This window comes from Bacteroides sp. AM54-2NS (assembly GCF_003602935.1).
Classification (GTDB): domain Bacteria; phylum Bacteroidota; class Bacteroidia; order Bacteroidales; family Bacteroidaceae; genus Bacteroides; species Bacteroides xylanisolvens.
The window spans coordinates 49,810-63,600 of record NZ_QTMZ01000025.1 but is presented as its reverse complement, the minus strand read 5'-3'; the positions used below and the strand labels follow the sequence as shown (position 1 = coordinate 63,600).

The window sequence follows — 13,791 nt, the reverse complement described above, 5'->3', positions numbered from 1 at the left end:
TTCTTATTTTTTTACGGTTTTACGACGACCACCATGGTTGAACATCTTAGCTTCTACTGGAAGATTCTTTTCTTGAGCCATACGGGTAGGGGTAGGATATTCCAGTTTTTCCAGTTCGGCGATAGCGTTGTTGATGTCGCCCAGTAGCATATCTGCCATATCGCGGCTGAATCCCTGGCGGACAACGACACGCATCACTACATAATCTTCCAGTTTGGAAGGCAAGGTGTAAGCAGGAACCATCCAACCGTGTTGAGACAGTTTGTCTTGCAAATCGTACAAAGTCCATTTGGCGTTCTTTGCATATTCCGGTTTCAGATACCAGATGAATAATGGGTTCACAACATCTTCAGAGTAGTTGACAAACGGAACCATCTTGGCTATTTCGCTGTGGATATATTTAGCAATTTGCAGGGAGTTGTACTGTACTTCTTTGTATCCTTGGAATCCTAAACGGATGAATTGATAATATTGTCCCAGGATTTGTGCAGCCGGACGAGAGAAGTTCAAACCTACCTGTGTAATGTTGGCACCCAGATAATTTACGCTGAATGACATTTCTTCGGGCAGATATTCTTTGCCTTTCCAGCAAACCCATCCGAGTCCCGGATATACCAAACCAAACTTATGGCCGGATACGCTGATAGAAAGTACCCATTTCAAACGGAAGTCCCATTTCTTTTCCGGATACAGGAACGGAAGGATGAAACCACCACTGGCGGCATCTACGTGGATAGGAATGTCATAACCGGTCTTGGCATTGTAAGCATCCAGTGCTTTGTCCAATGCTTCGACGTCATCATTCAGTCCAGTCCATGTAACACCTTGGATAGGCACGATACAGATGGTGTTTTCATCACACATTTTCAAAGCTTCTTCGGGGTCGAGAGTGGTTTTTTCGAGTGTCAAAGGCACTTCACGCATTTCAATCTGCCACAACTGTGCAAACTTTTCCCAAACAACCTGGAAACCTGTAGAAATAACAAAGTTTGGTTTATCAAACGGTTTGCCCTGTGCTTGTCTTTTCTTACGCCAACGTAACCAGGCAGCTACACCACCCAACATACATGCTTCTGAAGAACCGATAGCCAACGCACCGGTTTTCCAGGTATCTTTTTCAGGAGAGTTCCACAAGTTGGCAACGATGTTGATACATTTACCGTTCATCACTGCGATACGCGGATATTCTGTTTCATCAATGTAGTTGATGTTAATGGCCTCATTCATCAGCTTAGTGGCATATTCATCCATATAAGTGGTAACGAAAGTAGCCAGATTCAAACGTGGTTGGGTTTGAGCAAATGTTTCATCTTTCACCATTTGATAGGCGACTTCAGGAGTAGTAGGTCCATCAGGTATTTTCTCTACCGGAGAGGGTTGTAACATTCTGTCTGAACCAAATACATCGGTTTTTGCATCACCTTTTCTGAAATTTAAATCTTCCATACTAATTTGTTTTTTTAAAGGTTTAGGGCGATGGGGATTTTCCCCGTCGAATTTCCCACAACAACAGCAGATAGTTTTGAAAGTTTCCGGGTTTTACATTATTTGGCGTTTATTAAGGAGGAGGACGTCCTTATTGAAACGGGCCTATTCACCACGGAGGACGCAGAGGACACAAAGGTGAATCTTGGTCATTTCCGTGCAGAAATGAGCTAAATGATAATTTTGCGGAGTGCCCTGAAAGGGCTTAATTATATAGTGTAGGGCAACGCCCTACGTAAAAACGACAATCTGAATTTGCGCCCTGAAAGGGCATAATTGTATACAGTTCCGCCCTTTCAGGGCTTGTGGCTGGTGTGTCTTTTTCGTAGGGCGTTGCCCTACGCTATATAATTAAGCCCTTTCAGGGCACTCCAATAAATATATAATTGTAAGGCTTTCAGCCTAACTGCAAAATTCCCATTTAACTGCAAAATTCCCATTTAACCGCTAAATTCTCATTTACCGGCGTAGCGCCGGAGCAAGGTTCCATTCGGTATTCCCTGAAAGAGATACAGTTCCACCCTTTAGGGTATGTCTAAAACGATAACATGCCGAATGGAACCTTGTTGGGGCGCTACGCCCCTAAATTCCCATTTAACGAACAATCATTTACAATGAGTTCAATATTTGATTTGCCCGGTTCACGGTTACTGCTGCCGGGGTTTCCGGCATACTACCCAAGTTGAACGGAGCAAGCATTTTCTCTATTTTCTTTAATCCGACTTTATTTCCCTTTTTCTCAAATTCCTGACGGAGGATATTTATCTTCTCGTGCGCCTGAATTCCTTCAATCAAGCGTTCGAAACGGATACAGCTACGTGCTCCCGGATATACAAGATACGTATCTCCACCTGCCCAACTACGGAAACGGGAATCGAGCAGCGGTTCCAATGGCCAGCTGTTGTATGCCCAACGCAAATAACCATCCAGGTGTTTCTTAGAAGAATAATAACTTATCCAGACAGCTTCTGCAGGATCGGAGAAAGTAAATGTATTGGGATGGGCTTCCGTACAGCAGGTGTAATAGTTGGTACGTTTATTCTCTGCCGCACGGCGGAGGCGTACTTCTTCGGGGAAGTTCTGTCCGATTACAATGCAGTAATCATACAAATCGGGCTCAATCTCCGCATGGTAATTTCCTGCCAACGAAACTTTGAAATCCGGATCTGCTTTACGAATCACCTTCAAGGTCTTCTGCATCACTTCCATCGGACGTTCATCCATTGCAATAGCACAGATATCGAACCATCCTTTTTCTTTCAGATGCTTGGAGAAAGACGAAAGCATTGCTACCCACATTTCTTCGTAAGCCTCCTCGCCCGGTGCTGTTTTCACAAATTTCAGCGAGTTGGTTGCCTGGTCGTAATACTGGAATGACAACTCCCAGGGAACCATTGAATAACAGTTGATCTGTTTGTCAATGCCCACACTCATCATAAATTCTACCCAACGGTCGAAAATGGTATAGTCAAAAGACCATGTGCCGTCCGCCCGTTTCATCCAGGTAACCATTGTATCAAAATAATCTTCCGTCTGACCGTTCCAGGGTTTGTGCATCAAAGTAGCTGTAATAATCTTTTGTCCGGCATCTGCCAGCATTTTCATCAAAGGACGCATGGCGTCTAAATGCTCCTGACTCCATAGAGGAACCTGATAGTAACGTGCCACTGCATAAGGACTTTGCCACAAATCCAAGTGGTAAGCCCACTCCGAAGGCGCCGGAAGTTCGCGGGAAGAAACCGTAATTTCCAGATTCAGGCGTTGCAACAGACGAGAGCCGTCGTTGATTAGCAACTCTCCTTTATACGTTCCGGGAACAGCCGATTGAGGAATCCAACATTGCACCCAGACAGGTTGAACAGTACGAGCAGGCAAAGCCATCGCTTTCAGACTAGTATCAATCGGATCGGCCACTAATAATGAATCATAATCCACCGCTTTCCGGTGTCCGCAGGCACCTCTGCCGTCTTTGTTCAATTCGTCCGTCATCACATAACGAACAAAACCGCCGGTGAATGCATCTTGGGGAAGAACGTTTCCTTTCTTGTCTTTGAAATCACCAAAGCTGAAATTCAGGTCTTTCAGTTCTACACCTGTCCATACAACCGCTTGCGCGTTCACACGTTCACCACGCCAGCCTTTCAAAGCAACCGTTTGCTGGTTCTTCAACCGGGGAAGCCCGTGTTTTGCGTACCGGACGTCTGTTGTACCCCAAGACACTTGTGTTGTTGTCACTGCCGCCCATTCTTTATCAGACGGCGCAGCAGGGTCGGGCAATTCCTGATAAGTCTGTAAAGGGAACTTCGGTTGTCCTGTCGGAACACCACATTGAGTGACTCCTTGCTGGGCAAAAACTGCGCCTACGCTAAAGAGACAAGTCAGGGAAAAAATAGTAAGTCGTTTCATGGTTAGTTAATTAAATGATTAAAGTTTTTTATTAGGGGGAAAAATATTCAATCACATAGGGTCTACATCATAGTAGACAATCAAAGATTTATAGCGTTCATCTTCCAACATCTCCCGTTGGATGCGCAACAGCAACTCCCGGGCACGTCCCATCGGAGCGTTCTGCTCAATCTTTACGACAATCTTTTTAATAAACAACGTTGGATACGGGCAACAGGAGGTTTATCCGGCCCCAACACCCGATTGCCAAATACCGCCCGCAGCTTATCCGCCATCACTGTCGCCATCTGATCCAGCAACGCTCATTATGATTTTTCAGATAAACATATACCAACCGGTAATAAGGAGGATAATGGAACATCTGCCGTTCCGCCAACTGCCCGCCTACCATGTCTTCATAATCATTGGCAATGACCTGATGAATGATAGGATGCTCGATGCTCTTGGTTTGCAGCACCACCCTACCCCGTTTGTTCTTACGTCCGGCACGTCCCGCTACTTGCGCCATCAACTGGAAAGCCCGTTCATAGGAACGGAAATCCGGATAATTCAGCATCGTATCGGCATTCAGTATACCTACAATACTGACATGATCGAAATCCAATCCTTTTGAAACCATTTGCGTGCCGATCAATATATCCGTCTTTCCCTGTTCAAAATCCGCAATAATCTTTTCATAAGCAGAGCGGGTGCGTGTGGTATCCAAGTCCATTCGTGCCACTGCCGCTTCAGGGAAAAGGATTTTAATGTCATCTTCAATCTTTTCCGTACCAAAGCCACGGTTCACCAGTTCCGTACCTTCGCAGGCAGGGCAGGATTTCGGCAGTTGGTAGGTATAACCGCAATAATGACAGGTTAGCTGATTGATTCCTTTATGATAGGTAAGGCTTACATCGCAATTCTTACACTTGGGCACCCAACCGCAGGTACGACACTCCACCATCGGAGCAAACCCGCGACGGTTCTGAAAGAGAATCACTTGCTCTTCCTGTTCCAAAGCCTCTTTCATGTATTGTATCAAGAGCGGTGAGAATTGTCCCACCATCCTCTTTTTGCGATGCAATTCCTTTATATCCACCGGAATAATCTCCGGCAATTGAATTTCTTTATATCGTTCTTTTAGTTGTACAAAACCATATTTCCCCTCCCCTGCATTCTGCCACGACTCGATGGAAGGAGTAGCCGTTCCCAACAGGGTTTTAGCTCCGTACATGGCAGCCAGCACAATCGCTGCGCTACGGGCATGATAGCGGGGAGCAGGATCTTGTTGCTTATACGTATTTTCGTGCTCTTCGTCCACAATCACCAGTCCCAGATTCCGGAAAGGAAGAAACACGGAAGAGCGAACACCCAGGATAATATCGTACCCGTTCTCTCCCAGTTGTTTCCGCCATATTTCAACCCGTTCGGCATCGGGGAATTTAGAATGGTAGATCCCCAGGCGAGCACCGAAAACCCGTTGCAGACGCTCTGTAATTTGAGTAGTCAAGGCAATCTCCGGCAACAAATATAAGACTTGCTTTCCCTGACGAATCGTTTCTTCGATCAGATGGATATACACTTCCGTCTTCCCACTGGACGTTACTCCATGAAGCAGACACACGTTTTTCTCCTGGAAAGACTGAACGATTTCATCATGTGCCCGTTGCTGAAACTCGTTCAAAGCGTTCAGCTCGACTACCTCTTTCTCCTGTTTATTCAACCGTCCGATTTCGTGATAGTAGATTTCGAAAATCTTCTTATCCACCAGCCCGTTCAGTACCGAAGGAGCCACATTAGCCCGTTGCAACAATTCTTTCTTGGAGACTTCTTTCGGAGTTCCGGTTCCTAAAATACCTGAATACTCTACATACTTCATGAGCAACGCCAGTTGCTTCGGAGCACGAGACAGAATATCAAACAGAATATGGAGTTGCTTTTCATCTGCCGTACCCGCAAGTCGCACCCGTGCCTCTGTCTTAGGCTTATAAGTACGTTTCAATTCTTCCTTTACAAAAATGGCTTCTTTATCGAGCAGGGACTTGATGGCAGTAAGAATGTTTTTTATGCCGCTATCTTTCTCCAGTTTAGTGACGGACTGCTGCGCATCTACGGCAAGTAAATCCAAAATGCGTTGTTCCCGTTCCGGCAATGGCGCATCCGCCTCAAAATCGGGATTATATTCAACAATCGTTTCACTCTCCAGCTTCAGACCGGAAGGAAGTGCCGCTTTATACACATCTCCCTGTGTACAGAGATAGTAATCGGCTATCCATTCCCAAAATTTGAACTGAACGGGTAGTAAAATGGGAGAAGCATCCAGCAATGCAGATATATCTTTCACTTCGTACTCCGTTGGAGCACAATAATGAACGTTAAGGACGATAGCCGTATAAAACTTCTTTCGCCCGAAAGGAACTACCACACGGCAGCCTATCTTCACATCTTCCGCACATTCGTCCGGCAAAGAGTAAGTGAAACTCTTCGGAAGCGGAAGCGGTAATATGACATCTACATATTTTTTCATTGCAGGTACAAAAATACAATAAAAAATGGGGAATGAAAAAGAAGGAAGAGAGAACACTCAAAAGAAAAACGCTTCTTAAGGCAGGATTGGGCAGAAACAGTTTCGAGGCTGCAACAGGGCAGCCTCCGAACAAAAAAAGAGTTCCCGTTCACCGGAAACTCTTTTTTATATACGATGTAAAATGACAGACTATTTAAAAAATATAGGCAACAGATACCTGCCAAGTCTTAGTCTTATAAGAACCATCTATTCCTTCAAATTTGGCAGTGTCTCCCAACGGGATGTTATAATTGGCACCAACCTGCAAATGATTGAGCAATTTCACACCCGCGCCAACGTTAATGCCGACTTCGGCTTTCTTCTTGTCAGTTTTTACGCCTTCAATCGTTTTATTTCCCGCAAAATCGAAATAAAAATCAGGACCTGCAGCGAAATAAATACCAGCCATACTTCCCAAACCGATTGTATATTTCAGGTTTACAGGAATATCAATACCGTTTTGCTTTACAGTATAATCCTCGTTTCCTTCAGAAACCTTTATACCTCTTTGAGCAAAAAGCAAAGAAGCATCTACTCCCAACCCTACGATTGGAATATTAAACTCGGCCATCGGACCAATAAAGAAACCGGTAAAATTATCCTTCTTAAAGTTTTCGCTCACATTAGAGAAACTCGCCTTCGACAAGTTCAAACCTCCTTTTACACCAAAGTGTATTTGCGCCTGGGCAGGCATCGCCATACCGATACATACGGCAATCATTAAAGCACCAAAAATCTTTTTCATAAATTTACGTGTTTATAATTCGGGACAAAGATATATAATTAGAATAAATAAACACAATTTATCGGTTTTTTGTTCGCTCAAAGTCGCTGTTGTTCACTTAATCCGACGCCCATACATTTATATTTGCTCTTTTGAAGATTGAACTTACAATAGAGCATCAGTTTCATCTAACACTCACAGACTAATAAGAAATTCTTATTAGTTCAATTTTCATCCTATCTATCATCTATAAATCTTGGGAAAATGATAGTTAATCAAATTTACCTCCTGATTATCATACATAACCTTTTCAGCCAACACGTACGGCAAGTGGTCTGCTCCAATGCAAGTTCTTTTTCTAAATGCCGCATCCGGTCACATTGCTTCAACCATTTGCCCTGCAGTGCATCATACAAAAATTTAGCTCCTTTATACATGGTGATTTCCTTATCTTGTTTGCCTAAAAGTGATGCGTATATTGAACAGACTTGAGATTTATCCATGCAATATCGTTCCAATTTTTCGATATACATCAATGTAATCCCCTTTTTATTTCGGTTGATAAAATCCTGAATACTTTCATCGTCGATGATGTCGATGTCAGCTCTTTGGTAGTCCACGATGATTTCTCTTATCTCTATCAAGACCCAGATATATTCTGTCTCGAACCCGTACTTTGCAGCCGCTTCTTCTATACTAATCCATTGTGCCATAGCGTTTGTTCTTTTATGTGTGATACAATAAGGGATGAATAATGTTTTATTCATGTATATTAGCACAACGAGCATCCACTCTTTTTGCAGTCCGCCGGATGGAGATTGGCTAGGTTAAATTGTGGGGTAATTGATAACCGACCGAATACAAGAAAGACGCAGATGCTGCTGTACCATTATCCACTTTCAAGGCTAGCTAAACCGACCAGAGAACAATGATAACAGCAGACACCCACGTCAATCGTTTATATATAACACATCTTTTACGAATATGTTGATATACATCCGTTCACGTGGAGTATCTACCGTATCATCTCCCTCTGTTTGAATTAGCTATTTCTGAAAGTGAGAGATAATACGCTTTTACTCCATATAGGAAATAAAAACCGCTTCCTGCCTGTTTCATCACGCTGATGGGCTGAAAGCGTATGACAAAGATATATGTTTTTTTTGAAAGGTAGCAGAAATATGGAAATAAATATAGGAAGTTCTGTATTAAAATGAATTTGATAAAATATAATCCTGTTTCTTATTTCTGATTACTGAAATCCGTCACCAATAAAAATAAATAAGCAATTTTACTCTCATACTCTCATCAATCGTTTGAAAAGCCTTTATTCATCGGAGTTACAGGTATGAGAGTAAGTATGATAGTAAGATGAGAGTAACTTTTACTCTCACCATGCCTCACACCAAGACAGGACCATTATCTTCTGACATACAGTACATTATCTACTATTACCAAAAGTATTAACAGCTATAGCATCAAGTATTAACTCCCTAAAAATCATATATTAATAGTTCGAAAATCAGGTATTAATGCATGGGAAACAGTATAATAACACCTATATTAGTAGTGACAATAAAAGCATTATAGATAAACTTATAACCAAGCTACCATCATCTTTCTACCATTTAAGCAGTGAATGTTCGTTAAAACACGAATATAGGATTTGCTTTTTATAGCATTGTTCGTATATTTGCGAACATTAAATAAAAGAGAAACTAATGTATGGAACAGCAGGAACAGATTGCTCGTTTTGCTAAAGCGTTGGGGCATCCCACCAGAATAGCAATACTTAATTTTCTTGCAAGGCAAGAAAGCTGTTATTTTGGGGACATCCACGATGAGTTGCCAATCGCTAAAGCAACCGTTTCCCAGCATCTAAAAGAATTAAAAGACGCTGGACTGATACAGGGTGAAATAGAAACGCCCAAAGTGAAATATTGCATAAACCGTGAAAACTGGGAAATAGCCAGACAGTTGTTCGCCCAATTCTTTTGCGATTGCGCTTCTAAAAAAGGTGCTTGCTGTGAATAGCAGCCCTTTTTTTAGACTTATTGTTCGTTGTTTTGCGAATTACGTTTAATATATAAAATAGAAAATATGGAAATTAAAGTTTTGGGTACAGGCTGCGCAAATTGTAAAGCTCTGTACGTAACAGTAGAACAGGCTGTAAGAGATCTAAATTTAGATGCTACGTTAGTTAAAGAGGAAGATATTTTAAAGATTATGGAGTATAATATCCTTAGTTTGCCGGCATTAGTGATTGACGAAAAGATCGTTTCAGCCGGAAGAAAATTATCCTTAGCCGAAGTAAAAGAACTATTGAAACAATAACTTAGAAACACTGTACCTATGAAACATTTATTTTTGATTGCTATCAGCTTACTCCTGTTTTCTTGTAGCGGGAAGCCAAAAACAGAAAATAAACAAGAGGTTTCCGCACAAGGAGATCGTGTAGAAGTAATCTACTTTCATGGAAAACAACGGTGTGTTACCTGCCGTGCAATTGAGCAACTGACGAATGAAGTGTTGGAAGCCACTTTCAAAAATCAAATCGATAAAGGGGCAGTTGTGTATAAGGTTATAGATATTTCAGATCCGCAAAATGAAGCGATTGCGGATAAATATGAGGTGACATGGTCGTCTTTGTATATAAACGGCTGGAAGGGAGGAAAAGAAACTGTTAATAACATGACTGAATTTTCTTTTGCCAACGCAAAGGGGTCACCGGATATATTCAAAGAAGGTATAAAGAACAAAATAAATGAACTGCTAAAATAACTATTATATGGATTTTCTTCAAAATCTTCTGGATAATAGCAATATCCCGGTAATAACCGCTTTCCTGCTCGGTTTGCTTACAGCTATAAGTCCTTGCCCTTTGGCTACCAATATAACTGCGATAGGCTTTATCAGTAAGGATATAGGCAACCGGAACAAGATTTTTTTAGGAGGATTGCTTTATACCTTGGGGCGTGTTGTGGCTTATACAGTTTTAGGGATCATCCTGATTTCTATATTGAAAGAGGGTTCAAGCATGTTTTCCTTACAAAAAGGTATAAGTAAATATGGTGAGATACTGATCGCCCCGGTCTTGATATTTGTAGGAGTATTCATGCTTTTCGGAGATCGTTTGAATTTACCTAAGTTCGGATTTTCGGGAACAGGAAAGGCAGAAAAACTGAAAGGCAATTTAGGCAGCCTTTTGCTTGGAGTGCTTTTCGCTCTGGCATTTTGCCCTACCAGCGGACTGTTTTACTTCGGGATGCTTATACCGATGTCGGCAGCAGAACCGGGAGGCTACCTCTTGCCTATTGTCTATGCGGTGGCTACCGGTCTGCCCGTTATTCTGGTAGCCTGGATCTTGGCGTATAGCGTTGCTGGGATAGGTAAATTTTATAACCGCATACAGGTACTTCAGAAATGGTTTAACAGAGTGGTAGCTGTTTTGTTTATCGCAGTCGGCATTTATTACGCATATATCAATTACTTATAAATTAAATAAAAACAGAATATGAAAAGAATCGAGATTTTTGATCCGGCGATGTGTTGCCCTACCGGATTGTGTGGCCCGAATATCAATCCTGACCTTATGAGGATTGCAGCCGTACTGGAAACCTCAAAAGACGGGGGATCGTTGTCGAGCGTCATAATTTACGGGACGAGCCGCAGCTTTATGTCAGCAATAAAACGGTTAATGATTATTTGATGAAAGAGGGTGCGGAAGGCTTGCCAATCACCATAGTAGAGGGGGAAATCGTGGTAACAAAAGGTTATCCGACCAATAAGCAGTTGAGCGAGTGGACAGGCATTCAGTTAGACATTATTCCAATTATCAACCAATGAGATTATGAAGAATTTCAATTTATCAGACATACAGTTAACAAAGTATTTGTTTTTTACAGGTAAAGGCGGTGTAGGAAAAACTTCTATCGCTTGCGCTACGGCCGTAGGTCTTGCGGATCTTGGCAAAAAGATATTATTGATAAGTACAGATCCAGCCTCTAATTTGCAAGATGTGTTTGGGCAGGAACTGAACGGGCATGGTACGAATATCTCCGAAGTGCCCGGCCTGACGGTCGTAAATCTTGATCCGGAAAAAGCAGCCGCAGAATACCGGGAAAGCGTAATCTCCCCTTATCGTGGGAAATTGCCGGAAAGTGTGATCCGGAATATGGAAGAACAACTGTCCGGATCTTGCACGGTAGAGATTGCAGCGTTCAATGAGTTTTCGGATTTTATCACCGATAAAACCAAAGAAAAAGAATACGATTATATCATTTTTGATACAGCGCCAACGGGACACACCCTAAGAATGTTACAATTACCATCCGCTTGGAGTACGTTTATCAGTGAAAGTACGCATGGCGCATCCTGCTTAGGCCAGCTGTCGGGACTGGAAGAAAAAAAAGGCATTTATAAACAGGCTGTAAATACCTTGTCCGATGAAAAAGCAACCAGCCTGATACTAGTTGCCCGCCCGGATCTTGCTCCATTAAAGGAGGCTGCACGCTCTTCTCACGAGTTGAATTTGCTTGGCATAAAAAACCAGGTACTTGTCATAAACGGAGTGTTACAACAAGCCGATGATAACGACAAAGTTTCCAAGTTATTAAGCGAAAAACAAACTTCGGCTTTACAGAACATTCCGGAGGAGTTGAAAGATTATCCGGCATATAGCGTTCCGTTACGTTCCTACAATTTATCAACTATAGAAAATATCCGGAAAATGTTATCGAGCGATAACCTTATTCCGGGAGGTGATTACAAGCCTTTGCAGGGTGAAAAGAATCTGGATGATTTGGTAAATGACCTTTTTTCTTCCGGCAAACGGGTTATTTTTACAATGGGAAAAGGGGGCGTAGGAAAAACGACTGTTGCAACCAATATCGCCCTAAAGCTAAAAGAACTTGGCGCAAAAGTGCATTTGACAACAACAGACCCGGCCAATCACTTGAATTATGAACTTGTAATAAAAGCAGGAATCGATGTTAGTAAAATTGACGAAGCGGAGGTTCTGGAGGCTTATAAAAACGAGGTAAGGGCAAAAGCCAGGGAAAACCAAATGACGGCCGAAGATATGGAATATATTGAGGAAGATCTGCGTTCCCCTTGCACACAGGAAATAGCTGTATTCAAGGCATTTGCCGATATAGTGGAAAAGGCTGATACGGAAATTGTAGTAATAGACACAGCACCAACCGGACATACTTTGTTATTGTTGGATGCAACGCAAAGTTATCACAAGGAGGTAGAACGGACGCAGGGAGAAATCAAGGGAGCAGTGGCAAACCTGTTGCCACGTTTGCGCAATCCCAAAGAAACGGAGGTTGTTATCGTAACACTTCCGGAAACAACTCCTGTTTTTGAGGCGGAACGTTTATTACAAGATTTACAACGGGCAGGCATCAAGAACAAATGGTGGGTGATAAACTCCTGTTTATCTCTGGTTGATACCCAAAACCCATTTTTAAAGGCCAAAGCACAAAGTGAGTTGCCATGGATCGACAGAGTAAAGAAATTATCAGACAGTAATACCGCGTTAATCGCATGGAGAGCAAAATAAAAAGAGAGTGATTATGAAACAACTTGCTTTTTTAGACCGTTATTTGACGGTATGGATTTTCTTAGCAATGTTTATCGGTGTAGGATTGGGTTACCTATATCCCGGCATCGTAGACTTTTGGAGTCATTTTGAAGTCGGAACGACGAATATACCCTTGGCAATAGGGCTTATCCTGATGATGTATCCACCTTTGACAAAGGTGAAATATGAAGAATTAGGCAACGTATTCAAAGATAAGAAAATCCTGACTGTATCACTTCTGTTGAATTGGTTGGTAGGGCCGATACTGATGTTCGTTCTCTCAATCATCTCCTGCATAATTACCCCGAATATATGTACGGATTGATTATGATAGGTCTTGCACGATGTATCGCCATGGTACTGGTTTGGAGCGAACTCGCAGGAGGAAGCAACGAATATACGGCCGGACTGGTCGCTTTTAACAGCATCTTTCAGGTCCTTTTCTTTTCTGTATATGCTTATTTCTTCTTATCTGTGTTCCCTGAATGGGTGGGAATGGAAACAACCGACGCCGTTCAACAAATCACGATGTCCGAGATTGCGAAAAGTGTAGGCATTTATTTAGGAATACCGTTTGTTCTTGGATTTCTGACACGTTTAGTCTTGGTTAAGAATAAAGGCATGGATTGGTATTACCAGAAATTTATCCCTAAAATCAGCCCGGTTACATTGTTGGCCTTGCTGTTTACAATCGTGATAATGTTCTCATACAAGGGAGAATATATCATAAAATTGCCGTATGATGTGATGATAATAGCAGTCCCGTTGGTGTTGTACTTTGGAATCATGTTTTTTGTTTCCTTTTTTATTACCCGGAAAATGGGAACGGATTACCCAAAAGCCGCTTCCGTATCATTTACGGCTACCGGAAATAATTTTGAATTGGCTATTGCTGTGGCTATTGCCGTTTTCGGTATCAGTTCGGGAGAGGCTTTCGCCGCGGTAATCGGGCCACTGGTAGAAGTACCCGTATTGATACTATTAGTAAGATATGCGTTAAAGATGCGCCGCAAATTTAAAGCAAAGAACTAGAAACTACAGTTC

11 protein-coding genes and 3 pseudogenes are annotated in these 13,791 nt (G+C 42.3%); 9 read left to right on the top strand and 5 right to left on the bottom strand.

All coding sequences use genetic code 11. The features are described 5' to 3' along the window. Positions 1–3 precede the first annotated feature (3 nt). Entirely contained in the window at positions 4–1,446 is a 1,443-nt protein-coding gene (locus DXA05_RS15975; protein ID WP_004316556.1) for a glutamate decarboxylase, read from the bottom strand. Between the two features lie 30 nt (positions 1,447–1,476). On the opposite strand from DXA05_RS15975, the gene DXA05_RS28425 reads away from it, so the two are divergent. Continuing rightward, positions 1,477–1,659 carry a hypothetical protein gene (locus tag DXA05_RS28425; protein WP_128859376.1) on the top strand — a complete coding sequence of 61 codons (183 nt, stop codon included), beginning with the start codon at positions 1,477–1,479 and terminating at the stop codon, positions 1,657–1,659. A 435-nt stretch (positions 1,660–2,094) separates the two neighbouring features. Here the strand turns inward: DXA05_RS28425 and DXA05_RS15965 are convergent, their stop codons facing one another. Both DXA05_RS15965 and priA read right to left on the bottom strand, forming a co-directional pair. Beyond that, positions 2,095–3,891 (bottom strand): glycoside hydrolase domain-containing protein, encoded by a 1,797-nt coding sequence (locus DXA05_RS15965; RefSeq protein ID WP_128859375.1) that lies wholly within the window; start codon positions 3,889–3,891, stop codon positions 2,095–2,097. A 51-nt stretch (positions 3,892–3,942) separates the two neighbouring features. Beyond that, positions 3,943–6,397 (bottom strand): annotated as a pseudogene (priA, locus tag DXA05_RS15960) (primosomal protein N'). A gap of 32 nt (positions 6,398–6,429) precedes the next feature. Here priA and DXA05_RS26540 point away from each other — a divergent pair. Further along, positions 6,430–6,582, top strand: a complete 153-nt coding sequence (locus tag DXA05_RS26540) for a hypothetical protein (protein ID WP_153882614.1) — start codon at positions 6,430–6,432, stop codon at positions 6,580–6,582. A gap of 8 nt (positions 6,583–6,590) precedes the next feature. On the opposite strand, the gene DXA05_RS15955 is transcribed toward DXA05_RS26540, so the two are convergent. Both DXA05_RS15955 and DXA05_RS15950 read right to left on the bottom strand, forming a co-directional pair. After that, the gene (locus DXA05_RS15955) at positions 6,591–7,181 is read right to left on the bottom strand and encodes a porin family protein (RefSeq protein ID WP_118419190.1); all 591 of its coding nucleotides are present in this window, start codon (positions 7,179–7,181) and stop codon (positions 6,591–6,593) included. Positions 7,182–7,441: 260 nt separating this feature from the next. Then, positions 7,442–7,873: a hypothetical protein gene (locus tag DXA05_RS15950; RefSeq protein ID WP_128859374.1), complete on the bottom strand. Its 432-nt coding sequence runs from the start codon at positions 7,871–7,873 to the stop codon at positions 7,442–7,444. A 1,012-nt stretch (positions 7,874–8,885) separates the two neighbouring features. Here DXA05_RS15950 and DXA05_RS15945 point away from each other — a divergent pair. From DXA05_RS15945 to arsB, 7 genes and pseudogenes are all read left to right on the top strand, one after another. Next, a complete protein-coding gene (locus DXA05_RS15945) occupies positions 8,886–9,194 on the top strand; it encodes a metalloregulator ArsR/SmtB family transcription factor (protein WP_008023058.1) in 309 nt (102 codons plus the stop codon). A 66-nt stretch (positions 9,195–9,260) separates the two neighbouring features. After that, positions 9,261–9,494, top strand: a complete 234-nt coding sequence (locus tag DXA05_RS15940) for a thioredoxin family protein (RefSeq protein ID WP_008023059.1) — start codon at positions 9,261–9,263, stop codon at positions 9,492–9,494. An 18-nt stretch (positions 9,495–9,512) separates the two neighbouring features. Beyond that, positions 9,513–9,941 (top strand): nitrophenyl compound nitroreductase subunit ArsF family protein, encoded by a 429-nt coding sequence (locus DXA05_RS15935; protein ID WP_008023060.1) that lies wholly within the window; start codon positions 9,513–9,515, stop codon positions 9,939–9,941. 7 nt (positions 9,942–9,948) lie between these two features. Further along, positions 9,949–10,656 carry an aromatic aminobenezylarsenical efflux permease ArsG family transporter gene (locus DXA05_RS15930; protein WP_128859373.1) on the top strand — a complete coding sequence of 236 codons (708 nt, stop codon included), beginning with the start codon at positions 9,949–9,951 and terminating at the stop codon, positions 10,654–10,656. Between the two features lie 18 nt (positions 10,657–10,674). After that, positions 10,675–11,006: pseudogene (gene arsD / locus DXA05_RS15925) on the top strand (arsenite efflux transporter metallochaperone ArsD). Positions 11,007–11,010: 4 nt separating this feature from the next. Beyond that, complete coding sequence (gene arsA / locus DXA05_RS15920) at positions 11,011–12,726, top strand: arsenical pump-driving ATPase (RefSeq protein WP_128859372.1); 1,716 nt, start codon at positions 11,011–11,013, stop codon at positions 12,724–12,726. 13 nt (positions 12,727–12,739) lie between these two features. Then, positions 12,740–13,779, top strand: a pseudogene (gene arsB, locus DXA05_RS15915) (ACR3 family arsenite efflux transporter). Positions 13,780–13,791 lie beyond the last annotated feature (12 nt).